The organism is Companilactobacillus ginsenosidimutans (genome assembly GCF_001050475.1).
Lineage (GTDB): Bacteria > Bacillota > Bacilli > Lactobacillales > Lactobacillaceae > Companilactobacillus > Companilactobacillus ginsenosidimutans.
The window spans coordinates 1,799,764-1,823,854 of sequence record NZ_CP012034.1 but is presented as its reverse complement, the minus strand read 5'-3'; the positions used below and the strand labels follow the sequence as shown (position 1 = coordinate 1,823,854).

28 protein-coding genes and 1 other annotated feature are annotated in these 24,091 nt (G+C 37.6%); of the genes, 8 read left to right on the top strand and 20 right to left on the bottom strand.

All coding sequences use genetic code 11. The annotated features are described in order from the left end of the window. Positions 1–9 precede the first annotated feature (9 nt). Positions 10–285 (bottom strand): type II toxin-antitoxin system RelB/DinJ family antitoxin, encoded by a 276-nt coding sequence (locus tag ABM34_RS09210; RefSeq protein ID WP_048705210.1) that lies wholly within the window; start codon positions 283–285, stop codon positions 10–12. 365 nt (positions 286–650) lie between these two features. Between ABM34_RS09210 and ABM34_RS09205 the strand changes: the two genes are divergently transcribed. Further along, positions 651–926, top strand: a complete 276-nt coding sequence (locus tag ABM34_RS09205; RefSeq protein WP_048705209.1) for a LasU family protein — start codon at positions 651–653, stop codon at positions 924–926. Positions 927–1,009: 83 nt separating this feature from the next. Then, on the top strand, positions 1,010–1,321 hold the full coding sequence (locus ABM34_RS09200) for a thioredoxin family protein (RefSeq protein ID WP_048705207.1): 312 nt from the start codon (positions 1,010–1,012) through the stop codon (positions 1,319–1,321). 379 nt (positions 1,322–1,700) lie between these two features. On the opposite strand, the gene ABM34_RS09195 is transcribed toward ABM34_RS09200, so the two are convergent. The 3 genes from ABM34_RS09195 to ABM34_RS09185 form a co-directional block, all read right to left on the bottom strand. Continuing rightward, entirely contained in the window at positions 1,701–2,069 is a 369-nt protein-coding gene (locus ABM34_RS09195; protein WP_048705206.1) for a type II toxin-antitoxin system PemK/MazF family toxin, read from the bottom strand. Then, the gene (locus ABM34_RS09190) at positions 2,070–2,318 is read right to left on the bottom strand and encodes a hypothetical protein (protein WP_048705204.1); all 249 of its coding nucleotides are present in this window, start codon (positions 2,316–2,318) and stop codon (positions 2,070–2,072) included. A gap of 151 nt (positions 2,319–2,469) precedes the next feature. After that, complete coding sequence (locus ABM34_RS09185) at positions 2,470–3,039, bottom strand: LOG family protein (RefSeq protein WP_048705202.1); 570 nt, start codon at positions 3,037–3,039, stop codon at positions 2,470–2,472. A gap of 188 nt (positions 3,040–3,227) precedes the next feature. On the opposite strand from ABM34_RS09185, the gene ABM34_RS09180 reads away from it, so the two are divergent. After that, positions 3,228–3,476 (top strand): hypothetical protein, encoded by a 249-nt coding sequence (locus tag ABM34_RS09180; protein ID WP_048705200.1) that lies wholly within the window; start codon positions 3,228–3,230, stop codon positions 3,474–3,476. A 388-nt stretch (positions 3,477–3,864) separates the two neighbouring features. Here ABM34_RS09180 and ABM34_RS09175 read toward each other — a convergent pair whose 3' ends face one another. The 9 genes from ABM34_RS09175 to ABM34_RS09135 all read right to left on the bottom strand — a co-directional run bounded on the left by ABM34_RS09175 (position 3,865) and on the right by ABM34_RS09135 (position 10,888). Further along, on the bottom strand, positions 3,865–5,697 hold the full coding sequence (locus ABM34_RS09175; RefSeq protein WP_048705199.1) for a CocE/NonD family hydrolase: 1,833 nt from the start codon (positions 5,695–5,697) through the stop codon (positions 3,865–3,867). 193 nt (positions 5,698–5,890) lie between these two features. Then, complete coding sequence (locus ABM34_RS09170; RefSeq protein WP_048705197.1) at positions 5,891–6,460, bottom strand: Fic/DOC family protein; 570 nt, start codon at positions 6,458–6,460, stop codon at positions 5,891–5,893. Continuing rightward, positions 6,460–6,942 (bottom strand): hypothetical protein, encoded by a 483-nt coding sequence (locus tag ABM34_RS09165; protein ID WP_053084466.1) that lies wholly within the window; start codon positions 6,940–6,942, stop codon positions 6,460–6,462. Before ABM34_RS09165 ends, ABM34_RS09170 begins: the two co-directional genes overlap by 1 nt. A gap of 104 nt (positions 6,943–7,046) precedes the next feature. Continuing rightward, a complete protein-coding gene (locus ABM34_RS09160; RefSeq protein ID WP_048705195.1) occupies positions 7,047–7,496 on the bottom strand; it encodes a hypothetical protein in 450 nt (149 codons plus the stop codon). Between the two features lie 22 nt (positions 7,497–7,518). Continuing rightward, positions 7,519–7,995: a hypothetical protein gene (locus ABM34_RS09155; protein ID WP_048705194.1), complete on the bottom strand. Its 477-nt coding sequence runs from the start codon at positions 7,993–7,995 to the stop codon at positions 7,519–7,521. Further along, positions 7,982–8,194, bottom strand: a complete 213-nt coding sequence (locus ABM34_RS09150) for a helix-turn-helix transcriptional regulator (protein WP_048705192.1) — start codon at positions 8,192–8,194, stop codon at positions 7,982–7,984. Before ABM34_RS09150 ends, ABM34_RS09155 begins: the two co-directional genes overlap by 14 nt. A 111-nt stretch (positions 8,195–8,305) precedes the next feature. Further along, positions 8,306–10,231: a copper-translocating P-type ATPase gene (locus ABM34_RS09145; RefSeq protein ID WP_048705190.1), complete on the bottom strand. Its 1,926-nt coding sequence runs from the start codon at positions 10,229–10,231 to the stop codon at positions 8,306–8,308. Continuing rightward, a complete protein-coding gene (locus ABM34_RS09140; protein ID WP_048705189.1) occupies positions 10,231–10,503 on the bottom strand; it encodes a cupredoxin domain-containing protein in 273 nt (90 codons plus the stop codon). Before ABM34_RS09140 ends, ABM34_RS09145 begins: the two co-directional genes overlap by 1 nt. Before the next feature lie 13 nt (positions 10,504–10,516). Beyond that, entirely contained in the window at positions 10,517–10,888 is a 372-nt protein-coding gene (locus ABM34_RS09135) for a cupredoxin domain-containing protein (protein ID WP_048705187.1), read from the bottom strand. A gap of 232 nt (positions 10,889–11,120) precedes the next feature. On the opposite strand from ABM34_RS09135, the gene ABM34_RS09130 reads away from it, so the two are divergent. Continuing rightward, complete coding sequence (locus ABM34_RS09130; RefSeq protein WP_048705186.1) at positions 11,121–12,569, top strand: DUF6056 family protein; 1,449 nt, start codon at positions 11,121–11,123, stop codon at positions 12,567–12,569. A 121-nt stretch (positions 12,570–12,690) separates the two neighbouring features. Here the strand turns inward: ABM34_RS09130 and ABM34_RS09125 are convergent, their stop codons facing one another. From ABM34_RS09125 to ABM34_RS09105, 5 genes are all read right to left on the bottom strand, one after another. Beyond that, entirely contained in the window at positions 12,691–12,870 is a 180-nt protein-coding gene (locus tag ABM34_RS09125) for a hypothetical protein (protein ID WP_048705184.1), read from the bottom strand. Between the two features lie 19 nt (positions 12,871–12,889). Further along, positions 12,890–13,591 (bottom strand): type II toxin-antitoxin system death-on-curing family toxin, encoded by a 702-nt coding sequence (locus ABM34_RS09120; RefSeq protein ID WP_048705183.1) that lies wholly within the window; start codon positions 13,589–13,591, stop codon positions 12,890–12,892. A 64-nt stretch (positions 13,592–13,655) separates the two neighbouring features. Further along, the gene (locus tag ABM34_RS09115; protein WP_048705181.1) at positions 13,656–14,534 is read right to left on the bottom strand and encodes an alpha/beta fold hydrolase; all 879 of its coding nucleotides are present in this window, start codon (positions 14,532–14,534) and stop codon (positions 13,656–13,658) included. A gap of 23 nt (positions 14,535–14,557) precedes the next feature. Then, the gene (locus tag ABM34_RS09110) at positions 14,558–15,886 is read right to left on the bottom strand and encodes a replication-associated recombination protein A (protein WP_048705179.1); all 1,329 of its coding nucleotides are present in this window, start codon (positions 15,884–15,886) and stop codon (positions 14,558–14,560) included. A 158-nt stretch (positions 15,887–16,044) separates the two neighbouring features. Continuing rightward, a complete protein-coding gene (locus ABM34_RS09105; protein WP_048705178.1) occupies positions 16,045–16,644 on the bottom strand; it encodes a TetR/AcrR family transcriptional regulator in 600 nt (199 codons plus the stop codon). A gap of 240 nt (positions 16,645–16,884) precedes the next feature. On the opposite strand from ABM34_RS09105, the gene ABM34_RS09100 reads away from it, so the two are divergent. From ABM34_RS09100 to asnS, 3 genes are all read left to right on the top strand, one after another. Further along, on the top strand, positions 16,885–18,312 hold the full coding sequence (locus ABM34_RS09100) for a DHA2 family efflux MFS transporter permease subunit (RefSeq protein WP_064505413.1): 1,428 nt from the start codon (positions 16,885–16,887) through the stop codon (positions 18,310–18,312). Further along, on the top strand, positions 18,312–19,001 hold the full coding sequence (locus ABM34_RS09095) for a DUF4811 domain-containing protein (RefSeq protein ID WP_048705176.1): 690 nt from the start codon (positions 18,312–18,314) through the stop codon (positions 18,999–19,001). The genes ABM34_RS09100 and ABM34_RS09095 overlap by 1 nt, the downstream gene beginning before the upstream one ends. Positions 19,002–19,053: 52 nt before the next feature. After that, positions 19,054–19,285 (top strand) — a binding site (T-box leader). Positions 19,286–19,396: 111 nt separating this feature from the next. Then, complete coding sequence (asnS, locus tag ABM34_RS09090) at positions 19,397–20,785, top strand: asparagine--tRNA ligase (RefSeq protein WP_048705174.1); 1,389 nt, start codon at positions 19,397–19,399, stop codon at positions 20,783–20,785. A 293-nt stretch (positions 20,786–21,078) separates the two neighbouring features. Here the strand turns inward: asnS and ABM34_RS09085 are convergent, their stop codons facing one another. Then, complete coding sequence (locus tag ABM34_RS09085) at positions 21,079–21,882, bottom strand: hypothetical protein (RefSeq protein WP_048705172.1); 804 nt, start codon at positions 21,880–21,882, stop codon at positions 21,079–21,081. A gap of 83 nt (positions 21,883–21,965) precedes the next feature. Continuing rightward, a complete protein-coding gene (locus ABM34_RS09080; protein ID WP_048705171.1) occupies positions 21,966–23,036 on the bottom strand; it encodes a DNA glycosylase AlkZ-like family protein in 1,071 nt (356 codons plus the stop codon). Positions 23,037–23,137: 101 nt separating this feature from the next. Here ABM34_RS09080 and map point away from each other — a divergent pair, with 101 nt between their 5' ends. After that, positions 23,138–23,971 carry a type I methionyl aminopeptidase gene (map, locus tag ABM34_RS09075; RefSeq protein ID WP_048705169.1) on the top strand — a complete coding sequence of 278 codons (834 nt, stop codon included), beginning with the start codon at positions 23,138–23,140 and terminating at the stop codon, positions 23,969–23,971. Positions 23,972–24,091 lie beyond the last annotated feature (120 nt).

The window sequence follows — 24,091 nt, the reverse complement described above, 5'->3', positions numbered from 1 at the left end:
TAGCGTACTCTATTCTTTATCTTGGCCATCAGTAAGATCTTTAATTAATTCTTCATGATTAGTGTGCGCCTTACTGATGTTGCCTTTTTTTATGTCCTCAATTGCCATCTCTAACTCGGTTTTGGTCGACGGCTTGAATGGTAATTCATGATCCTTGTCTAATCGAACGAGAAACATGGTAATTGCAGTGGATAAATCCATTCCCATATCCTCGCTCACCTTTGATGTTCGTTCTTTTAAGTCTTTATTGATTCTGAAGGTCATGGTCGTATCTTTATTTAACATGTTAGTCACCTCATGTACATTGTAAAGCATATTAAATACATTTCAATTATATAGCTCATTTAAATTGAGTTCACTGCCGCCTCCAGGAGCAAGAAAATTTAGGTTGCTGTGGGGAACGGTTAGAGCCTCAGTGCGGTCTCTAGCCTCGAATATGAACTTTGAGAAAATCGCTCAAATTTCATATTCGTCCCGTGGTGTAAGGGCTAAAGCCCTAACTACACTTTCACTGCTACCTAAATTTCTTGCTCCCTCCGGCTGTTATTTTCGAATGATATTTTGTAGTAAACCATGTTTTATTGTCATCCTTGTTCATAATATCTTGGTCCACATGATACACTTGAGACAAATTCTAGGGGGATATGATCATGATAAAGAAAGATACTCTGATTTTAGTGCCGGATATCGTTCTACTTATTATTGTAATTGTTGGGATGGTTTTGAATGTCTCAGATTACTTGGCAGCTGGTATTGCTGGGGGATTTGCTTATTCGATTTTTGCTGCGTTTATTTATACTTTATCGAAAACATTTGGAAATAAGGATACTAAGACTCCGACTGTAAAATTTATTATGTGGTCATTTGTTGTATTCTTGGTAATTTTTATTGTTCTGGCGATGATTCTGGGTGCAATAAAAAAATAGTTGCGGGCACCAAACAAGATTTATGTCAGCACTTGTATTAACATATTAATATTAAATATTATTTAGAGAATCGAGTTATTAATATGATTGAACCTTTGACTGAATCTACTTTTAAAAACCGAAATAATCGTGGTGTCAACATTCTCAGCTTCAGCAATGAATGGTGTCCTCAATGCTATATGGAGAAGCCAATTATTACTAAGATTGCTGACGAGTATGGTGATCGGATTAATTTTTATGAGATTAATGCTGATGAAAATCCTGAGCTTGCTAAGAAGTATGATATTTTGACTGCGCCTTCTCTGATTATTGAGAAAGATGGCGAGTTGGTTTACCGATTGGGTGGGTTTATGGATAAAACTCAGCTTTCCAATTTAGTGAAGTATTATCTGTAGAATGGAGGTTTCCGGTGAAATATGCCGCCTCCAGGAACAAGAAAATTTAGGTTCCTGTGGGGAACGGTTATAGCCTCAGTGCGGTCTATAACCTCGATTTTGAACTTTGAGAAGTACGCTCAAATTTCAAAAGTCGTCCCGTGGTGTTAGGGCTCTCGCCCTAACGCCACTTTCACTGCTACCTAAATTTCTTGCTCCTTCCGGCTGGTTTATTTGCTGGATTGTTTTTATGATGTGTAAAGTAGGTTCATTCTATTTTTGTTTTATTGCATATTTGTTGTTGATCACTTAATGATTAAAACTCGATTTTTTCAATCAAAAATATAAAGGGCACTCAATCGACTGTTATTCATCGGTTGGGTGCCCCTTTTTAATTGTTTTACATTTCATAAATATCTCGTGCAGACATCAGTAATTCCTTAAGCATTCGCCAAGAAACTTTCCCTACTACTTGCCCATGTCTCGCGCGGTAATCATAAGATGGTAAATACCACTTAATTATAGTTCCTTTCACTCCACTGCTCATATCAAGTATCTTCGAATATAAATGTTCAGGTGCTCCTGATCTATCTCTAGAGGTTATTAACATCCCACAGACAAATCCAGTTTTCTGGTTATATTTTGTTGAAGATAGTACGATCATTGGACGTCTAATATTTCCCGATCTCGAGTCATGTCCACCAATTTCATGTCCAGCATGTGGCTCACTATCAATAAAGATAATGCTTCCTTGTTGAGGATAATCCATTTACATTTTCTCCCGCCCCTTGGCTTTTGAATCTAAATCAAATTCGAAATCCTCAACATCTTTTTTGAAATCATATGGTTTCATACCATTCCACGGATTTTTATGAGAAGTTGAATATAATAAATCACCATTTTTTTCTTGAATAACCATCAACTCCTGATTTTCTTTAATTCCACTATCTTTTGGAATAGCAATACTTAATGAATTTCCGCTCATTTTAGCTTTATATGTTCCTAAAATTTTTCCCATAAAATCACCACCATTGAATGAAATATTGTACTTTCATTATATATGCAAAGCATAATATATACACCCATTTTAAGTTCAGATTGTTGAATAAGATTAAATTGTGGAAGAAAGCAAACATATATTTACTGAAATCAAGTTTTAAAATAAAAAGCTATTTAGCATATTCACGAATCTTTGGTGGAATGTAGCAACTCATGAATGTTCCGATATTTTCTAATGAGTTTGAGAAGAATAATTTAGAACGATCTTTTCGTGTTAGGAAACCTTTGTCTGTCATTAAATCAAACATATGCTTTAGGTCATCATAATATCCTTGGACATTGTACATGACGCATGGATTATTATTATCACCCAATCGTGCCCATGAGAATGCTTCGATGATTTCTTCGAGTGTTCCTGGACCACCGGGTAATGCAATACAGCCGTCTGACAACTCTAACATCATTTCTTTTCGCTCGGACATATTTTCAACGATACGAAGATCAGTTAGTCCGTCATACGAAGCTCCACGGTCAACCAATTCCTTTGGCATAATCCCGATAACTTTTCCGCCACGAGCAAGAACTTCAGAGGCTAAAAGACCCATTAAGCCAACGCCCCCACCGCCGTATACCAAGTTCAAATCGTTATCAACTAACCAGTGAGCCAATTCAATCGTAGCATCACGATAAGCATCGTCGTTACCTTCAGATGCACCGCAATATACAGCAATGTTCTTCATAAGAAATCCTCCTATTATGTTGTGACAAAATCGTAGCATACATAGAGGATATATAATCATTTGAATTTTCATATAAAATATGAAAATTCAAATAAACGCCAAATTCGGTAACCCAAGTTCAAACCCTTCGCAAAAACTTCGTTTTTGTCAGCAAACTCCTGAAGTCAAAAGACAGAAGGAGTAAGATTATGAAACTAGACGTAAAGCTATTCGTACCAAACGAAGAAGGATACAAATTTGCCTTTGCAAAATCAATCAAAGGATTGGAAGTAGGAGACACATTTCAAACAACGGTATTGGGAATGGATGTGACATTTAAGATATTGCTAAAAGCTGATATTAAGGATTTTGAAAGTATTATGGATAAAAATATGGATCTATTTGCTTTGGTTAATAATGAAGTGCCAGAGGTGTTTATGGTTATTGAAGAAGTATAAGAAAAGAGGGAAAGTGGCGGTTTTCGCCACTTTCCCTCTTTTTTCCACAAAATCAAGATTTCAATATAGAAGTCGTGTGCATATTACAATATTATCACCTTGTAATATGAGCACATTATCAATAAACAACAGAAAAAAAACAGCCCCACTCCGAAAAGAAGTGAGACTGCACTAGACTATAAGTTTAAATGTTAACCCCGCACGGAGGTAAGGTTCGCTGGGTGTCCAAGCCGTGGAGTTGTCGTTAGCCTGCCATCGGGCAGGGTTAGGACAAAACCGAGTTCCAAGACTTCCCCGAACCTGGGAAGGCTTGGAATCGTGTTCACAGCGACCACGACACCCAGCGAACCTTACCGTAGTGCAGCAGTGAACATCCGAAACTAAATGTTTAGGCTACCGCTGCAGTTTTAGCATCTGCATTAGTAACTTCAACATTAACCTTCAAATTATTAGCCTTATTAACCTCGTCAATAAATGCTTGAATATTAGCTTGATACTCGTTAACAGCGTTGTTAGCAGAAGCATGTCCACCAACATTACCATCCAATACCCACAACTTCTTAATAGCCGAGTTGTTAGCATTATACATGGCAACACTTTGAGAATCAGGAATAAATGCATCATCTTCAGTAGTAATAAAGTAAGCAGGTAGTGTAGTCTTTGCGGCTGACACGATACCTGAAACATCATCTAAACTGAAGCCTTGAAGGAATTTATTAATCTTATTTACACTCTTCATAATTTTGTCATATGGCAAAAATGGAATGTTATCGAAATGAATTGGAATGATCAATTTACCTAATGGGCTGTTAACTGTTGATAACGCCTTGTTGTAAAGTGATGCACCTAAAGCTGGCAATGTTGAGTATCCAGCATCAGCCACAACGGCTTTAACATTCGGAGCCAAACCTTCTTCAGAGGCGGCTTCAAGTGCAGTGTTAGCACCTAAAGATTGTCCATAAAAGACGATTTCACCGTCATCACCATTCATTGTATTAACTTTATCAACTAGACTCTTCCAGTCAGTTTTGTCGTAATAACCGAATGAGAGCAAATTACCATCACTGGCAAATTGACCACGTTGACTTGGCATCAACACGTTGTAACCCATGTCGTACCAAACTTTTGAAACTACACCGATCCAGTCGGGACGCTCTGTCCAACCTTGACCGATGATAACTGTTTTCTTTGAATCTGGGTGTGCGACATATGTGGCGCGAATTTCTTTATTGGCGTTGTTGTAATAAGGAACTGAAACATCTTGTTTAACAGCTTCAGTGTTCCACCAATTTTGAGCAACAGTGTAATATGCCTCACTGTTAGTTGGATCATATTGTGAATCCAAGTCTGTCCATGTGTTTGAAACATCATAACGGCTAGGGTTCAAAAGAGTTCTGAAATCTGACAAAGCTTGTGTACCAAAGCGACTGAACAACAATGGGTAACCCAATGCCGCTGCGACGCTCGAAGTCACATCGGTAACTTTATCATCGATAAAACCAGCAATCTTTCCTAAGAAAGTTTTGTAAGTTTTGGGTGAAGCGTTGTCGATATCTTCCATTGATAGCTTGTCACTATCAGTAGCAGTAACGTTTGGCTTGTTGATTACGTCAGCAACTTTGTCATCAGCCTCTTTGACTGGGTCAGTTGTTGTTGTGTTATCAGCCGTATCACCAGTTGTGTCAGTGTCTTTGTCGACATCTAGCAAACCGTCAGTATCAGTTGAAGTTGTATCTGATTCAGTCTTGTCAGCGGCGGTTGTTGCTACATCTGAATCAGTTTTAGTTTCGTCTGTTTTTGAATCTTGTGTTGAATCAGTTGTTGCATCTTTTGTGCTGGCTTTTTCGTCGGTCGAATCAACGTCCGATGTTGTGGCAGCAGCATCCGTGGCAGATTTATCAGCTACTGTATCATCAGATTTCTCTGTGGTAGTCAAATCTGACGCAATATTTGCATCTGTTTCTGTATCAGTTTTTTCAGGATCAACTGCGGCGGCAAAAGCTCTTAAATCAATGGTATCAGTACCTTTGAGTGTAACTTTTCCGTTTTGTTTGACCTGGTCGATGGCGTATTGAGTTTTGTCAACGTCGCTCGTGGAAGTGGCTGATGTGGCATCAACCGTAGCGGCGAAAACATTCCCAGCAGGTGCCATAACAGTTCCCGCTAAGAATAAAACGGCAAGACTTGTGTAATACCGTTTCTTAATTGTCTTATTTTTCATGTAATATACCCTCCCCTTGTAGGCGAAAATAAATATATCATATGAAAATGGACAAATTTGCTAATTGTGTGGTTTGTAAACTAAATACAACATTATCGTTATCTGTACGTTATGAGATACATTTTCTTGAAAAATTATTGTCGGAATACGTTCAAATTTAGTTTCATTTTGATAACAAAAAAGACGGATGATTTTATTCATCTGTCTTTATTGAATCGATCAATACTCTTGCCATTAACTCTTCGTCATCATTTACTGATGCTTTCATATAGTCATCATATTGTTCAAATGGTGGAGTTATATGTATAAGCAATCCATTTTGTTTAGCTAGCAGAGTAATAAACTTCCTCTGCGTTCTGCCGTTACCCTCTCTAAAAGGATGAAAGTTATTTAAATCTATTAATAGTTTTGCCAAATCTGTTATTAACAACAACTTATGAGCATACTTTGTATCATTGATATGCTTGATTTGCTGATCTAAATTAGGAATTGCGATTGAAAACCTAGAACGGGGGAAAAAGTTAGTATTCCCTTTATAAAAATCGCCTTCTCTGAACTCACCAGCCCAATCATACAAATCTTTAAATAGCCATCCATGAATCTTTTTCAAATCGTCAATACTTTGTATTCTAGGCACCAGAATAGATTCACCTTTCAATGTGGTGATTTCATATTCTAATTTAGCTAATTTATTGCCATCACTAATACCTAACTTATTTTTTAATACTCCATTGGGTTGAAGTGTTTCTTCAATCCAACTCATTAATTTTCACGGTATTCTTTCAACAAGTCTGAAACTAATTGATCCACGGGGACGTGTTTCTCTAATAATTCATAAGAGTTAATTACACTTTGTTTTGAAGGATGAAATCCTTCATAAATATTATTCATAATGTTGTCACGTGCAGTCCAATAGTTTTCTTTCGAACTAAACTTTACCCCCATGATAGTTAAATCATCCAAACTTGTTTCCCTAATGAAATTTAGTCCTTCTTCTTTGGGATTTAATCTTTTATTACTTATATGCTCTGCGACTGTGTCTAATGAAATCTTATTTGCTTTGAGAATTTTGGTCGCTACACCAAAAGAGGTTTTGACGATTGGCCTTTTTAACGCATCATTAACGGTGCTTCTGGATAGCTTTGTTGTGGACACTAATTTCCTTGGGTCTGGTTTAGACCCTGTTAATTCAACAATAACTTGATTCAATGATTGGTTGCTTGTTTCTGAATACTTCTCTTCCATAATGTCCACCACCTTGTAGGAAAATTATAACGCTTTGGCGTAATAATGTCCGCTATAACGCATTGAAATTAAATAATTTATTCTTTAAAAAGACTAATTGAATCTCACGTGATATCATATTTATCCCACAACAAGTAATATCTCATATTGAAAAAATACAATGCCAAGACCAACATAACTACATTTACGATTCCAAATTGCTTGGTCGTCAAATTGTAGGTGTTGGCGACTACTCCAGTGATTGCAACCATCCCTACCAAAACATAAGTCATCGATTTAAACAGTTCCGATGTAACTCGATTCGAGATATCTCTTTCTCGCTCATCATCGGCGAAATAATATTGTTCTTTTAAAGATTTCACTCCTAAGTTGTTTCGGAGATATCGAATCTGATAAATCACAATTCCTGTGCCTAAAACCGTGGCGAGTGTTAGGTACATGAAACTTGTTTGAAGTTTTATTGCAAAGGTCAAAATGTATATCAATGCTAGAAAGAAGTACATTAGGTTATTGGTCCAGAAAGTGAATCTAATAATCTTTCTTGATCTGCTCATTGGTGCCCCCAGTATTTGATTTTTATTTACTTAGATGATTAAAGCCAAAGAAGAAGCTCCATTGTTGAACTAACAAAATTGCTGCTCCAAAAATTCCAAAACTTGTCGCATTGAAAATGTTCTGAGATGCCATCGTGAATCCAAAGAAATCCCAAAATTTTCCATTATAAAAAGCTGCCACTAAAGCCATGATGAGAATTACAAATGTGATAGTGATCCGTGCGCTGATGAAACTTGCCACAGCGGCGTTTCTAGCTTCAAGCTCATCGTCATGTTTTAATCCAATTGAGTAACCCTCAGAATCTGTTTTGAATGAGTTGGTGTGCTCCAATCCTGCCTTCTTGTTAATCCTACTGGAGTAAACTGCGAGAACAATTATCAAAAATACATATAACCCACTATTATTGTGCGCCGCCGTCATTAACCATACGGCCACAACAATCGCCATAAAAGTAATCATAATTGCTCTTTTTAGAAAATATTTCTTAGTATTGGTCATCACGCTCATCTCCAAATATAAATAACTGATCAACTCGAATATGTAATATTGCTGCCAACTGGAATGCCAGTTTCAACGACGGATCATATTTTTCGTTTTCAATAGCATTGATAGTCTGTCGAGTAACACCAGCCGTGTTAGCTAACTCTTCTTGTGATAGTTTAAGCTCTTTTCTTTTCTCTCTAATTAGATTTTTCATAGTAACCTCATCAACCAAATGTAAAACATCTTTTACACTTAAAGTAAAACATGTTTTACATTTTTATACAAGAAAAAAGACGGAAATCGTTCGATTTTCGTCTTAATTTGTCTATGCAGCTTTTACTTTCGCAGTAATTTTAGCTTTGTTCAACAGCATAGAACTTGTTACAACTGACAATGAACTGAAGGCCATTGCTAGTCCTGCTAATTCGGGACTAAGTGTCAATCCAATTCCATAGAAAATTCCGGCAGCAACTGGAATTCCTAAAACGTTGTAAATGAAGGCCCAGAACAAGTTCAATTTGATTCGGTTGAAAGTTTTCTTGCTCAAAGCAAGTGCTTTATCAACATCCCTCAAATCATTTTTAACGAGGACGATTCCACCAGATTCGATGGCAATGTCAGTCCCTGAACCCATGGCAATTCCGACATCTGCGACCGTCAATGCTGGTGCATCGTTGATACCATCACCGACAAAGGCAACTTTTCCTGATTCTTGTAGTGATTTAACATGATCTGCTTTGTCACTAGGTAAAACGTCAGCAATAACTTCGTCGATTCCAACTTGTTTGGCAATTGCTTCAGCGACTAATTGGTTGTCTCCAGTTAACATAACTGTCTTCAAGCCACGTGCCTTCAAGTCGGCAATAGCTTCTTTTGATGTTTCTTTTGGCGTGTCTTGGATGGCAATTAGTCCGATAACTTTGTTATCAATACCTACGAAGACGACTGTTTTTGCTTCTTCTTGAAGGGTGGTTACTTGTTGTTTCATTTCTGAATCAATCTCGACATCCTCAAGCAATTTGTCATTTCCGACAAAAGCTTTTTGTCCGTTAACTTTGGCTTCGACACCCTTACCCTCAATTGCTTGGAAATTACTTACAGCCGGCACAGAAATCTTATTTTCTTCGGCTCTTTTAACGATTGCTGAAGCTAGAGGTTGTTCGGAAGATTGTTCCAATCCCGTGGCTAACTCTAAAACAGCTTTTTCATCACCAATAACGTTAGTTACTTCAGGTTTTCCAACGGTGATTGTACCTGTCTTGTCGAATACGACTGTTTTGACGTCGTTAACGGCTTCGAGAACTTCACCATTTTTGATCAAAATTCCCATTTTGGCAGAACGACCAGTTCCGACCATCAAAGCTGTTGGAGTTGCCAATCCGAGTGCACAAGGACAGGCGATAACGACGACCGCAACGGCGAAAATTAGGGAGCTAGCTAATGTAGCCCCGAGGAATACGTACCAAATCATGAAGGTTAAAATTGCGATAATTAAGACCGCTGGGACGAAGATGTCCGAAACTTTGTCGGTCAAATTTTGAATCGGAGCGTGACTGTTTTGAGCCTTTTTGACGAGTTCAACAATTTGAGAAAGCATCGTGTCGTCGCCGACCTTTTCAGCTTTGAACATGAACGTTCCGTTACTGTTGATTGTTGATCCAATTACCTTGTCGCCAGACTTCTTCTCAACTGGCATGCTTTCGCCTGTGACCATTGATTCGTCGACAGTTGAAGTTCCTTCAGTAATTTCGCCATCGACTGCAATTTTCTCACCAGGTTTAACACGAATAACGTCACCAACAACGACTTCTGATAAAGGAAGTTTGACGAATTTTCCGTCACGCATGACATCTGCTTCTTTAGCTTGTAAGTCGACCAATTTACTAACAGCGTCCGATGCATTATTTCTCATACGTTCCTCGAAGACCTGTCCAAGGAGCACGAAGGTTGTTACGAAGGCGGCACTCTCGAAATAAACTGGTTGGTGTGTTGCCATTGCGTAGATACTATATATGTATGCGACTAGTGTACCAATTGCAACTAACGTATCCATATTTGAGTGATGCTTGGTGAACGATGCCCAAGCACTCTTCCAAAATGGGACAGCTGAAACTGCCATTACTACGGTTGTTAAGAATAATTGAAGCCAATCTCCGCCCGGAATCATGAATCCCATTGGCATCATAATCATGTTAGCCAACATTGGTAATGAAAAAATTAATGATATCCAAAAACGTTTCGTGATCGACATTATTCAATCACCACTTTTCCAAAGAACATGTCCATTCCGCAACTAAAGTCGAATTCTCCTGCTTTGTCAGTAGGTATATCAACTGTTTTAGTCACATTTATAGGTAACTCTTCTTCAAATCCTAGTGTCTTAGAATGTACGACATCTAAACAACCTTGGTCGTTAGTGCGGGTAAATGAAATTTTTGCTGGAATACCTTTTTTCAAAGTTACGACGTTTGGTTTGTATCCACCGGCTACTTCTACTTTTGCTTCTTGTGTGTTTTCTGTCATGATTAATATCCCCTTATTTAATTATTAATTTCCCATGGAACATATCCATACCGCAGGCCCATGTATATTCGCCGGGCTTGCTGGTATCTATTTTGATTTCTTCTTTTTCATTGATTGGCAAGGCTTGGTTGATTCCGAAGTCGGAAAAGACGACTCGGTCCAAACAGCTTGATTGATCATTGCGGGTAAAGTTGAGAATCGCTGGCACACCCTTTTTCAAAACGACCTTTTCAGGTGAATAACCACCATTGACCTCAACGTCAATTGTCTGCAAATCTTCAGTCACATCAGCTGAAACTTCAGCGGCCTCATGCTTGCCAAAGAACCACCAAACGATGAAACCAATCACCGCAATACCTATAACTAGTACTAAAATCTTAGCCAAATGAATCCCCTCACTTTTCTGTTTACGTTTGTAATCGATAAACAGATAATATGCTCATCGTCTACAAATGTCAACAAGGGAAATTACTAAATTTTTTTGGAGATTAAAATACCCACATCTAAATTGATAGGTGTGGGTATATAATTTATTCAACAATTCATCAATATATTAATTTCAAAATTCCTTTTTTAATAATGACAATAGCTCTAGGACCTATGATAAACTAGCATTTATGACAGTTAAAGTTAACTTTAAAAGAGTACAAATACTCAATACGCTTATTTTTGCAGGATATTTTATTTACTTCGCCATTTTTCGTGATTTCGTAATACCGTCCGCTGACGACTACTTTTGGTATGGTCCCAAAGGAGCCTACCTTTTACGTCATTTTTTCTATGGACCCCAAGAAATTTACGGTGGCAGCAGTAACGGACGTTATTTAGGAAATCTTTTCGAGATTGTGACCATAAGACACCTTTGGATTTCAATGATTGTTTTTGCCGTTTTCTGGACACTCTTGGTCTGGTGTATTTGGCAATTATCTAATAAAAGTAATACAAGTCTGTGGTTGTCATTTTTATTCATATTCACAATGCAAACCGCTTTTATGAACAACTTGCTTGTTTGGAATGCAGGTTTCGTTAATTACGTTCCACCTATTGCATTATTACTTTTCTATCTAGTAATTCTGTTTAACACTGGAGAAAAAATTCAAAAACTCAAAGTATTACCTTGGATAACATTGGGATTAGGACTGGTTACCGGTCTTTTCATGGAATCAATCACTATTGTTCAATTACTAATCGGTATCGCAACAGTCTTATTTTTACGAAAAAACATAAAATCATTTCACTTAACATATTTATTGGGGTCGATTTTTTCAATCATACTTATGTTTTTACATCCCTCATATCGCGACCATCAAACTTATCGAGCTACTACTACTGATCTAAGTGATATTTGGAGAATATACTCCGATATGACACATTTTTGGTTAATAACTTTCAATCTATTTTTATTGATGATTATTTTGGTAGCAATCGGAATTATAATTATCAAATCAAAGATGAATGTATTTGCTAAAGTGCCACTTCTTGCTTCTACAGGATTCTTCTCACTATATTATTTATTCATAAATTACGATTTAAGAAAAAATCCAATGAGCTATTCTTATACATTTAACGATTTAGATAAACACATCTCAAATCCGGATGCAATAATAAGTATAATTTTTGTCGTATTTATTGGACTTTGTATTGGTTTATTTTTCAAAAAAGATGTCGTTATGTGGAGTTTTTATTTACTGGCGGGTGTATTTACAGCAGAAATGTTACTAGTTTCATCACCAATTAGTAGCAGGCCATACTTCTTCCCATATGTCTTCATGTACTTAATTGGTATTAGGTTCTTTCACGTGGCACTTTCAAAAGTTCGTATCAAATCTATTCATATAAATTTTGCTTTAGCTACAATACTGCTACTTTTTTCGATCAATCATCAACATAAAATGGTTACAAACTATCAAGCTAACTTGATTCGAGTAAGCGAACAATCATTCTTTGAAGGTGGAATATTAAAAGACCACTTACCTCACCGAAAATATGTGTACGTTAACGATGAGTTTGATCAACAGTCCGGTTCATACTGGAAAGAATTTTTAATTAGCAGAAAATTATTATAATACGAGAACAAAAAGCATGCCTCAAATACATCGAGACATGCTTTTTACATAAGGTTTATCTAATTATTATGTATCCACTTTTTAAAACAATCACAAAGATGGATTGTTCTTTATTTACTGTCTAAATTTTCGAAAGTTTTTCAACCACTGATGCAATTTCAGGGATCTTTAACATTTCAGTAATATTTTTTTCAACTTTGGTTGTATCATTATAGGATTGGCCTGAAAAACGAGTTGAAACTTGTTTTGCTATTTCGTTTGCAGACATAGGACGTTTTAAATTTTTAGCTGGCATTTCCATGTTAAAACCCTCTTTCGTATTAATGTAGTATACTATCTGAATTTTTAAATTCAAGTGATATAAAAGAATCAAAATCTTTGTTTTCAAATGTATTTTCCATATGCTCATATCCCAAAGATACATGCCCATTAATAAATCTTTCAATATACTTAATGTTTATTTCATTATTCGCTGCAGCCAATGAAATATCATACATTCGTTTAACATCTTTAACATCAAAAGTATAATAATTTTCAGCTAATAGATATATTGCGGACAACATCGCTGTTCGTTTATTTCCATTATTAAAAAACTGGTTTGTAGCTATTTTATACCACAATGCTGCAGCCTTTGCCGTAACTGTAGGATAGGGTTCATATGATCCAAACCCTCCATAGATAGAATTATTAATTCGATCAAGCCCATTTTCATCCTTAATACCGTAAAAACTTTCTTCACGAAACATTTCCTCTGACTTTTTATTAATAATACGAAACGTCTCAATTGAAAGTTTCACAGACTCTATTTGAATATAGAATCTACCAACAAGCTCCTTATTTACTCTTACATCCAGAGAATATGATCGATTATCATTTGAATATTTTCTCATTTGAAGATACTGTTCTTTTTTTGAGATGTGATTCAAATTATCCATGGCAAAAATTCTTTTGAATTGATTGATTTGTTTTCGTGAATAACCAGGACAAATTAAAAAACCATCAAATTCTTCAGGAATATTCAAAATGGATTTCCTCCAATAGTCGTAGATTTCAACACTATTAATACTATATTGTCACTAATTAATCTTATTTAAACCACTCAGCTGCAGCAAGTGCCACATCCCTTGGACGTTCACGTTGAATGAAGTGACCACCGTCATCCCAGAATTGTTGCTCGAATCTGCCGGTGAAATAGTCACCCATGTCGGATGCCATTTTGTAATCGGTGCAGGAATCAGATTTTCCAATGATATTTAGTGTTGGCACAAATATTTCTGAGGTAGCATCCAAACTTGCTTGTAGGTCAGCGTATTCTTCGTCAAATGGATCATATCCCCAACGTTGACGATAAGTATCTAGTGTTACTTCGGCCCAGTCTGGGTTTTGGAAATAGCTAGTCAATACAGTCGCCTTTTGAGCAGTCATTTGATATTTTGGATCCCATTGCTTCCACATAAATAAAGCAAACTCACTTTGACGTTTGCGGACGTATTCCATACCTTGTGGGGTCGTCATATACCATTGGTACCAATAATTTTTGACCTGCTCCAAAGACAATCTTCCAAATATTTTCCAACCCTCAGATAAAACCACTTCGGATTTAACCAAATCAGTACCATACAGACAACTTAAGTTCATTGCTGTACTTGCACCCCAATCTTGTCCAATGATGTTTACAGGGGCCAAATTTAAGGCATCAATGAATTCCTTAATGTCGGCAGCAAAAGCTAATGGCCCACCAGTTCTTCTAGCATCATCATCTAAAAATTTTGTGCTACCAAATCCACGAAGAGTCGGTACATAAGTCCGATATCCGCGATTGTGCAAATGAGGTAAGACCTCGTCCCATGTACGTGGGCAGTCAGGCCAGCCATGTAACAAAACAACCGGTTCTCCATCTTCCGGACCAGTCACCTCGTAAGCCATATTGAGTTTCTTCGTCTTAACAAATTTTTCGACAACCATAGTCTCCACCCCAAATAGTTTAATCAATCCTCATCATGCTTTTCGTGCCATTCCTTAATGTATTCCAAACGATTCTTGAAACGATCCTCATTACCTTGAGTAGTAGGGAAATAATACTCGTGACCCTCAAGTTCAGGAGGCATCGTCTTCATATCCGTCAACTTGTCCTCAGTATTATGAGCATATTGGTAGTCCTTACCGTAGTTCAAATCAGACATCAACTTCGTCGGCGCATTGCGAATCTGTAAAGGAACCGGCACATTCCCAGTCTTCTTCACATCAGATTTCGCCTTACTAATAGCCTCGTACACCGCATTCGACTTCGGAGCCAACGACAAATAAATCACACACTCCGTCAAATGCACATTGCATTCAGGCATCCCCAAGAACTGACACGCTTGGAAAACTTCGACAGCCAAGGATAAAGCTCTGGTGTCAGCCAGTCCAATATCCTCACTGGCAAATCTGACGAGGCGACGAGCGATATAAAGTGGATCTTCTCCACCTTCAAGCATTCGTGACAACCAGTAAACAGCAGCGTCAACGTCACTGTTACGCATTGATTTGTGCAAAGCTGAAATGATGTTGTAGTGTTCCTCGCCCTTTTTGTCATAACGCAAAGATTTGGTATTCATGAGTTGCTCCAAAGAACCAGCCTCAACTTCGACCTTATCAATTTTACGATTACCATTCAAAACAGCCATTTCCAAAGTATTCAACGCCATTCTGGCATCTCCATTGGCAAATGCTGCAATCGAGCGAATATCATCCTCACTGATTTCGACCTTGTAATCAGGAAATGCCTCTGGATTTTTGAGGGCATTATGAAGCAGCTCGACGATATCATCGATAGTTAATTGTTTGAGAACAAACACCTTGCAACGTGACAGCAAGGCAGAGTTGATTTCAAATGAAGGATTCTCTGTCGTGGCACCAATTAAAGTAATACTGCCACGCTCAACAAAAGGTAAGAAAGCATCTTGTTGGGCCTTATTGAATCGATGGATTTCATCAATAAAAACAACCGTCCGCTCACCGATTTCACGGTTTTGTTCAGCTTCTTCCATAATTTCACGAATCTCTTTAATACCACTAGTAACAGCACTAAAAGTAATAAACTGAGATTTGGTTTTGTGAGCAATAATTTCGGCAAGAGTTGTCTTCCCAACCCCGGGAGGTCCCCAAAATATCATTGATGACAGCTTATCTTGCTCAATCAAGTCACGCAAAATTTTCCCTTTACCTATTAAGTGTTGTTGACCAGTGAATCCATCAAAATCTTTTGGGCGAACACGATTTGCTAATGGACTATCTTGTTGAACTTGGTCATCAAAAATCGATCCTTGCTTCATTTAAAAACCCTCCCTTTCCGAAAAGTAACACCCGAAACCTCATGAGGTTGTAAGTGTCTGAAACATTGTTTCACATGAAACGTGACGTAATTAACGTAAAATAACATTATATCTGACGTTGTATTTATCTATACGAACATACGTTCTTGTATATCATATTATTGTGCCGCAAACACTGGAATTAGTATCTTTTCAACAAAAAATAGGACAGTTGACTGATCATAATCTTCCTCACTAACAATTCGAGATATCAGCAACATAATTGGCATATTTTTAACTGTATCAGTGAATTTCTCCGGCTCAGTTTTTATCTCGCTGCGGCGATAGGCATTCTTCAAAATAGTCATCAAACTCTTCGTTAAAATATTATTGTCAGTCATCTTTCGATAATTAATTGCATTTGCCTTCGAAATATTAGGTAAAGCATCACGTAGCGCACCCTTAATATTTTTCAAACCAATCGGCTTAATCAAAGTCAGTGGAATATCCATTAATTCAACCAAGTCATCATGCAAATTACCGTTGTCCGGAGCTTTCATAGAAGCGAAAACCTCCGAGACAGGCGAGAATTTTTTTATTGCCTCAACCGTAACCTCAAGCTTAGTCTTCCAACGACGATAAATAGCATTCTTGTTAGTCTTCGCCGTATTCGCAATGTCATCCATCGTCATTTCACTGTAACCAGTAGTCTGTAATAACTGCCAAGTAGCAGTCAAAATAGCGTCCTCAAGCTCTTTACCACGACGTCTCTGTGCCATAATTGTTCCCTTCTAAATAAGAAATTAATTAACTTTATAGTGAATGTTTTAATTAGCTATGTCAACTATTTAAGGTACGGATAAATTCTTATTAGAAAAAATTTTATATCACATAGAACCAGTCCCAAACACGTGTCAGATAGTTAGCCATAGCAAGTAATGAGACAATTCGTTGACAACTAGATAAATCGTGCTATTATCTTTTCAAGTACTACAAGTACCTTAAAAGGAGAAATAATTATGGCTCAACAAATTAGTTCGCAAGCTACAGTTGATAAAACCAAAACTTCATCAACTATGAAGAACGCCATGATCTTAGTTTTAGCAATGATAGTGCCAATGCTAGATACAACCATGACTAATATTGGAATCAACACTATTTTAAAAGACCTCAATTCCACTGTGAACACAATGCAGTGGATTACAACCGCCTACGTTTTGGCATTAGGACTAGCAGTCCCCTTTGCCGGCTGGGCAATCGATAAAGTTTCGGGAAAGTTATTAGTTGAAATCTCACTAGTAGTATTCTTAGTCGGATCCATCATGTCAGGTATATCAAGTTCAGTTGCAACTTTAATGATCGGACGTATTATTCAAGGTGCTGCCGCGGGAATCTTAATTTCAGCAGCACAAACGCTGATCGTTCGCGCTGCAGGAGGTAAGAATCTTGGAAAAATGATGGCTACAGTTGGACTTCCAATTGTCTTCGCACCAATCATCGGACCAACGATTGGTGGTGCCCTCATCAAATTCTTAAATTGGCACTGGTTGTTTTACATCAACATTCCCGTCATCATAGCAGCGCTATTTTGTGTCATGATGTGGCTACCAAAATTCGATGCCAGCAAGTCTGACAAAAAGTTCGACTTCATCGGATTTGCCTTACTAGTCGGACTTTTCTCAGGTTTAGTTATTGGAATTACCAATTTTAGTACTGATGATGTTTTTGGAAAAATGGATGTATTATTACCTATTTTCATTGGAATTGATTGTTTAGTTTTCTATATTATTTATGCTTTCAAGAATTCGAAAAAAGCTTTAGTACCACTGTCCTTATTCAACAACACTAGATTTTCAGCTTCAGCAATTTTATTGTTTATGACTGGTTTAATGTCAAATGGTGTCATGTTCGTTTTGCCACTATATTTGCAAAATATCCGTGGTCTATCAGTCATCTGGTCAGGGATTTACTTAATTGCTATGGGACTTGGCATGCTGGTTACCAGAACTATTGTCGGCAGATTGACTGACGATTATGGAGCTAAGTGGATTGTCATAATTTCTCTCATTGCCGGATTTCTGACGACCATCCCCTTCGCATTCTTCACTAAGTCAACGCCAACTTGGTTGTTAGTTGCCGTCATGTTTTTGTTAGGCTTGAGCAGAAGTGGAATAATCCCTATCATGACTGACAGCTACAGCAATGTTCCAACAAAACTCATCCCTGAAGCAACTGTCTCAACTCGGATGGTTCAAAACATTGGGGGGTCAGTTGCCACTGCATTGTTAGCTGCCGTCATCGCCAGTTTTACCGGCACAAATATTGCTACAACAACAATGATGAACACCGCCTACTCACAAGCCTTCATTTGGATATCCGTTGGAACTTTAATTGGTATCATACCGGCATTTTGGCTCAGTGTTACACATGAAAAGAAGGTGGCATAATGTTAATTTTATTGACAATAATCTTCGCAATTCTAGGAGCCTGGGCTCTTTTTAAAAAACGCAATTTTCTGGGAATCTCAGCCTTAGTCGTCATGCTTTTATGCCAAGTGTTTATCTTATTAGATGCCACTCAACACTTTGGTACTAGCACTTACACAACATCGCATGTTGAAAAAATTGCACCCGTTACTGACATCAAGGGCAATCAAATTATGATTACAGAAAAGATCAAACAAGGTAAAACTGAGTTTCTGGCATATGCTACTAAGAAGCCTGGAGAATCAGAGGTTCATACAGTTTTGAACAAACATAAATCTGTTAAAGTATTCTCCGACCATCCAAAATATGCTTACAAAGAAACTTCCAATAACAAGTATCGTTATAACAGCGCTTTTTACCAGTTCTTGTTTACAGGCATCACTAATAGTGGCCAGCAAAAATCACAAACCATTACGTATCATCTGACTTCATCCTGGCATGCACTTTCTAAAGATCAGTTAAAACATACCGGTAAGGTACTAAAAGAACCTAAAACGCAAGCTACTATTAAGTCAGAAGTTGCTTCCGTTGTTCAAAACCAGATAAAGCAAGATCCATCCCTAAAACAGAATGACACACGTTTGAAAAATTTAGAGGATAAAGCTTTATCCCAAAGTGTTGGTAAGATTCTTGAACAGTCGAAATCCTAAATTGGTCTTTACAACTACTGAATTAACGTGCTATTCTTTTTTTAACTTAATACATAGGATTTTAAAAAGAAGAAGTACTATTTACTCAATTCTCAGTGAGTTAAGGACAGTGCAAACTTAACATGCGGGTATTTACGAATAACATCTTTTTACTTCGGCCTGAACTAACAGTAGGGTTTGACGGAGCTGACACGTTATAGTCAGTAAGCATGTTTGTGCTTGTAGAGATGTTTTCGTATGAAAACAATTTGGGTGGTACCGCGGAAAGACCTTTCGTCCCTTTTAACCAAGGGAGTGGAAGGTCTATTTTTGTGCCCTGCGGTCACAAAGATCGTGATCTTCTTAAAATTATGTTCCTATTGTAAATTCAAGATTAGGAGATTAATAAATACATTATGCAAAAAGTTTTAGCAAAAGATTTATTTACTAAAGAATTCAAAGATGGCGAAGAAATCACCATTGAAGGTTGGATCAGAACTATTCGTGGTTCAAAGAAAATTGGTTTTATTGAGGTTAACGACGGTTCATTCTTGAAGAATGTTCAAGTTGTTTTCAGCAATGACCTTGAAGACTTTGATGACATCAAGAAGTTCCCAATTAGCACTACTATTGAAGTTATTGGTGAACTAGCTTTGACACCTGGTGCTCAACAACCATTTGAAATTCACGCTACTTCTGTTAAAGAATTAGGCGCTTCAGACAGCGACTATCCTTTACAAAAGAAAGCTCACACTTATGAATATTTGAGAACAATCGCTCACCTGCGTCCAAGAACAAACACATTCTATTCAATTTTCAGAATTCGTTCACTAGCAGCTTTTGCCGTCCACGAATACTTGCAACATAACGGTTTCAACTACATTCACACACCAATCATTACCAGCTCAGATGCTGAAGGTGCGGGTGAGATGTTCCAAGTGACAACTTTGGATTTAAACAACGTGCCAAAGAACGAGGAAGGCGCAGTCGACTACAACGAAGACTTTTTCAAAAAGGAAACGAACTTGACTGTTTCTGGTCAGCTTGAAGTTGAGGCATTCGCCCTAGCCCTTAGAAACGTCTACACATTTGGACCAACTTTTAGAGCAGAGAACTCTCATACTGGACGTCACGCTTCCGAATTCTGGATGATCGAGCCCGAAATGGCTTTTGCTGACATGCAAGATGAGATCAATGTTTCTGAAGAGTTGCTTAAATATGTTGTTCAATACGTGTTCGACAATGCCAAAGAAGAAATTCAATTCTTGAACGACAACATCGATGAACACTTAATCGAACGTCTATCAAACACTGTTTCAGAAAAATTCGCCGAAGTTACATATACAGAGGCTATCGATTTACTTGAAAAAGCTGATGTAGACTTCGACGTACCAGTTAGCTGGGGACTTGATCTTGAATCAGAACACGAACGTTACTTGAGTGAAAAAGTATTCAAGAAACCTGTTTTCCTAACAAACTATCCAAAAGACATCAAAGCTTTCTACATGCGTGCCAACGACGACGGCAAAACAGTAGCCGCAGCCGACTTGTTAGTTCCCGAAATTGGAGAATTAATCGGTGGATCACAACGTGAAGAAAGACTAGATTTACTAGAACAAAAAATCAAAGACTTGAAACTAAACGAAGACGAATACAAGTGGTATCTAGAACTCCGTAAATACGGCGGCACAGTCCACTCAGGCTTCGGAATCGGATTCGAAAGACTTGTTATGTACCTAACAGGTATGAAGAACATTCGAGATGTGATTGCTTACCCTAGAACACCAGGTAATGCAGAGTTTTAAAAAACAGAGCGCAAAATCACACGCCCTTGAGACCGGAGCATAAGACGGCCATAGCAGAGTGGGGCGCGTAACGCCCCCGCAGCTCTGGACGACTTATGCAGTAGGTCTCAGTGTGATTTTGCGCGTTTCCGCTATAAATGGGGCAAACGTATTCGACCGATGGCAGTGAACCCCAAACAAAATAAATCCAAAACAAAAAGAGACCGAAAGGTCTCTTTTTTTGTATTAATGTTCGGATTCTAACCCCGTCGATTTCGACGGGGTTAGAATTAACCAACAATGACTGTTAAAAATTAATAACCACTGTTATTAATTCGATCTTCATCTGCTTGAGAACTGTAATTACCGTCCTGATCAGTAGCATCACCGTTATAACCAACAGTACCACCAGATTCACCATTAACAGTAATAGTATATCCACTACCATTATCAGTTGCTTGTATATCATCTGCAGTCCAGTCACCATGTGCTCTTCTAAATCTATCTGCGGCAGCATTAGTGTCCGCAATACGACGATTAGAAGTATCAGGAGCAGCATTAGCAGAACTATTATCTTGTCCCGAATTTTGATCACTATTTGAATCCTGAGTAGTAGCTGCACTATCATCAGAATTACTGTCAGTGTCATTATCTGAACTGGTCTCTAACTTAGGACTAGCAACAACATCATCCTTATTCAAGTATGCAATTTGAACTTTAACTCCGTCCAATTTTTCAGCAGAAACATTTTCAAACAAGTCATCAACGGTAAGATAATTTCCTGCTTTAACTGTCACGTTGCCATCGGCTGATGAACTAAATTTCTTAACCCCATCAACCGTAAGCATAAATTTAGATTTATCAAATTTAACAGCCTTGTTACCCTTATTTTGAATCTTCAAAGAAAGAGAATAATTCTTATTGCTGTTCTCTTCACCCTTGATAACTTTAAACTTGATACTCTTTTGAGCATTGCTGCTCAATTTTTGATACGCAGTGGCTTCTTCAGTTTTAGTAGTCTTAGTTGCACTATCATTACTACTATTTGAGTTGTTATTTGAGCAACCTGCAAGAAGCACGATCGATAACATCCCTACAAACCAGATTAGTTTTTTCATTGAAATTCCCCCAAAAATATAAATATATTTATATTTGAATTGTATCATAATTGCGAAGATTCCGAAGAAAAAACCGTAATATATTATATGACCGTACAACCGTCATATTCTCGATTTAAAAATTTTGCAATCTTATGAAAATTTTGTTCCAGTTGGCGACTGTTAAATTGGCTCCATTTTTCGACTTCAAATTTAATCTTTTTATTAGTCAAATTGTAATTCCACTTGCCTGCGACTTTACCGTGCGCAATAATTGGTGCTTTGAGAAGCCCATTAACTGACCACATCTTCTTTTGAATATCCGGATCAACAAACCAACTTTTATCCAGATAACCAGTCATTAGTGAGCAAAAACCTGCGGCAATAACAGTTTTAGCAGAAACCATTTCTTCTATCTCAGCAAAAGTAGTAGAATCAATCTTTTGATCCATCCACAAAGTTTGGTCACGCCACAATATAGGACAAAATTCAGATTCAACTTTCTCCCAAGCTGGTCTTACATTAGAGATCCTTATCCCAGACCATTTGACAAAATCATTGATTGAGGCTGGTCCAAAGCCATGAATATATCGCTTAATCAACTCGGTCGTGGCAGTCAGTTGATCCTGTCGAACAAAATCAGCTTGGTATATTAATGGCATTCCTTGTTGTGAATGATGAGGATTGCTGGCCAACTTTCCTTGAGCTGTTAATATTTGAAAAATTGTGTAATCAGTATTGTGGGGACAATCCTTGTACCAGTCAAACTTACTCATCATTGATTTCTGATACTCACCACGAGTTAGCTCTTTTTGGTCTTCTAAAACGGAAGAAATGTAACTAACCGCTTCATGAATTTCATTAGGAATGCCGCGAAAGTACATATTAGGAAGTTTTTCATTTTGTCGGGCGTTAATCACCAACTGCCAGTCATCATGGGTAAATAAGTGGACCGTCCATCTTTGTCCCCAAGCTCTCACAATTTTGTCAGAATCATAAAGATTATTCAATTTCTCCATTGTACTACCGGTTTGTAGTGCCACATTTAATTCAGCAGCGCGCTGATTTTGTGCCTGAATCCCTATTATTCTGGTAAATGGGGTTAAAATGTCAGACACCTGACTCACCAATCCATGTTTGAATATTCGATATGCAAATAATTCTGAATCATTCAAAGCAATCACCACCTCATTTTGTATTCAAAGTATAAACCAAACCATTGTCATAACAATTTTTTGGTTTACAATTATTATGTTAGGAAGGAAAACAATTATTTATGATTACATTAAAATCAGAACGAGAAATTAAAGGTATGCGTGAATCTGGTAAAGTTTTGGCAGGAGTTCACTTGGGACTTCGCGACATGATCAAACCTGGTTTGACAGCATACGATATTGAAGTTTTTGCTAATGACTATATTCTTGAACATGGAGCAACTCCTTCAGAAAAAGGCTTTGAGGGCTATAAATATGCCACCTGCGTCGATGTTAACGATGAAGTGGCTCATGGTACTCCACGTCGTAATTTAATCCTTAAAGACGGCGATATCGTTAAAGTCGATATGACTGTTAACAAAGATGGTTACGAAAGTGATTCTTGCTGGAGTTACGCTGTTGGAACTCCTAGTCAACAAACAAAAGACTTGATGGATGTTACTAAAAAGTCATTGTACCTAGGAATTGCCCAAAGTGTCGTTGGCAATCGCTTAGGTGACATCGGTTTCGCCATCCAAGACTTCACAGAAAACAAACATGATTATGGCGATGTTCGTGACCTAATTGGTCATGGAATCCAGCCAACAATGCACGAAAAACCTGACGTTATGCACTATGGTCAAAAAGGCAAGGGACTACGTCTTAAAGCTGGAATGACAATTACCATCGAACCAATGATCAACGAAGGAACATGGGAAATTGCTGACCGTGAAGTTAAAGACGTCAACGACCCTTGGATCTATTACGTTTCAGCCGATGGTAGCTGGTCAGCTCAATACGAGCATACACTTGCTATTACTGACGATGGTCCAAAAATTTTAACATCACAAGATGCTGAAGAAGACGAAAAAATGTTAGCTTGGGCACGTGATTATATAAAAAAGAATAACTACTAAAAATAGGCGACTAACAATCTGAGATTGTTAGTCGTTTTTTTCAAATTCGTTCAGCACTGACATAACGTCGTTACATATATCTGTTATACTTGGCACATTAAGATTGGACTGATAACGACG

What these genes read in the sequence shown, in the direction of transcription:
- ABM34_RS09095 (WP_048705176.1), top strand. Translation starts at nt 18,312, where the DNA reads ATGTTAATTTTATTGACAATAATCTTCGCAATTCTAGGAGCCTGGGCT.
- ABM34_RS09170 (WP_048705197.1), bottom strand. Translation starts at nt 6,460, where the DNA reads ATGAGTTGGATTGAAGAAACACTTCAACCCAATGGAGTATTAAAAAAT.
- ABM34_RS09200 (WP_048705207.1), top strand. Translation starts at nt 1,010, where the DNA reads ATGATTGAACCTTTGACTGAATCTACTTTTAAAAACCGAAATAATCGT.
- ABM34_RS09190 (WP_048705204.1), bottom strand. Translation starts at nt 2,318, where the DNA reads ATGGGAAAAATTTTAGGAACATATAAAGCTAAAATGAGCGGAAATTCA.
- ABM34_RS09145 (WP_048705190.1), bottom strand. Translation starts at nt 10,231, where the DNA reads ATGTCGATCACGAAACGTTTTTGGATATCATTAATTTTTTCATTACCA.
- map (WP_048705169.1), top strand. Translation starts at nt 23,138, where the DNA reads ATGATTACATTAAAATCAGAACGAGAAATTAAAGGTATGCGTGAATCT.
- ABM34_RS09180 (WP_048705200.1), top strand. Translation starts at nt 3,228, where the DNA reads ATGAAACTAGACGTAAAGCTATTCGTACCAAACGAAGAAGGATACAAA.
- ABM34_RS09140 (WP_048705189.1), bottom strand. Translation starts at nt 10,503, where the DNA reads ATGACAGAAAACACACAAGAAGCAAAAGTAGAAGTAGCCGGTGGATAC.
- ABM34_RS09115 (WP_048705181.1), bottom strand. Translation starts at nt 14,534, where the DNA reads ATGGTTGTCGAAAAATTTGTTAAGACGAAGAAACTCAATATGGCTTAC.
- ABM34_RS09085 (WP_048705172.1), bottom strand. Translation starts at nt 21,882, where the DNA reads ATGAAAAAACTAATCTGGTTTGTAGGGATGTTATCGATCGTGCTTCTT.
- ABM34_RS09195 (WP_048705206.1), bottom strand. Translation starts at nt 2,069, where the DNA reads ATGGATTATCCTCAACAAGGAAGCATTATCTTTATTGATAGTGAGCCA.
- ABM34_RS09175 (WP_048705199.1), bottom strand. Translation starts at nt 5,697, where the DNA reads ATGAAAAATAAGACAATTAAGAAACGGTATTACACAAGTCTTGCCGTT.
- ABM34_RS09105 (WP_048705178.1), bottom strand. Translation starts at nt 16,644, where the DNA reads ATGGCACAGAGACGTCGTGGTAAAGAGCTTGAGGACGCTATTTTGACT.
- ABM34_RS09205 (WP_048705209.1), top strand. Translation starts at nt 651, where the DNA reads ATGATAAAGAAAGATACTCTGATTTTAGTGCCGGATATCGTTCTACTT.
- ABM34_RS09210 (WP_048705210.1), bottom strand. Translation starts at nt 285, where the DNA reads ATGTTAAATAAAGATACGACCATGACCTTCAGAATCAATAAAGACTTA.
- ABM34_RS09130 (WP_048705186.1), top strand. Translation starts at nt 11,121, where the DNA reads ATGACAGTTAAAGTTAACTTTAAAAGAGTACAAATACTCAATACGCTT.
- ABM34_RS09185 (WP_048705202.1), bottom strand. Translation starts at nt 3,039, where the DNA reads ATGAAGAACATTGCTGTATATTGCGGTGCATCTGAAGGTAACGACGAT.
- ABM34_RS09125 (WP_048705184.1), bottom strand. Translation starts at nt 12,870, where the DNA reads ATGGAAATGCCAGCTAAAAATTTAAAACGTCCTATGTCTGCAAACGAA.
- asnS (WP_048705174.1), top strand. Translation starts at nt 19,397, where the DNA reads ATGCAAAAAGTTTTAGCAAAAGATTTATTTACTAAAGAATTCAAAGAT.
- ABM34_RS09160 (WP_048705195.1), bottom strand. Translation starts at nt 7,496, where the DNA reads ATGAGCAGATCAAGAAAGATTATTAGATTCACTTTCTGGACCAATAAC.
- ABM34_RS09150 (WP_048705192.1), bottom strand. Translation starts at nt 8,194, where the DNA reads ATGAAAAATCTAATTAGAGAGAAAAGAAAAGAGCTTAAACTATCACAA.
- ABM34_RS09110 (WP_048705179.1), bottom strand. Translation starts at nt 15,886, where the DNA reads ATGAAGCAAGGATCGATTTTTGATGACCAAGTTCAACAAGATAGTCCA.
- ABM34_RS09100 (WP_064505413.1), top strand. Translation starts at nt 16,885, where the DNA reads ATGGCTCAACAAATTAGTTCGCAAGCTACAGTTGATAAAACCAAAACT.
- ABM34_RS09155 (WP_048705194.1), bottom strand. Translation starts at nt 7,995, where the DNA reads ATGACCAATACTAAGAAATATTTTCTAAAAAGAGCAATTATGATTACT.
- ABM34_RS09165 (WP_053084466.1), bottom strand. Translation starts at nt 6,942, where the DNA reads ATGGAAGAGAAGTATTCAGAAACAAGCAACCAATCATTGAATCAAGTT.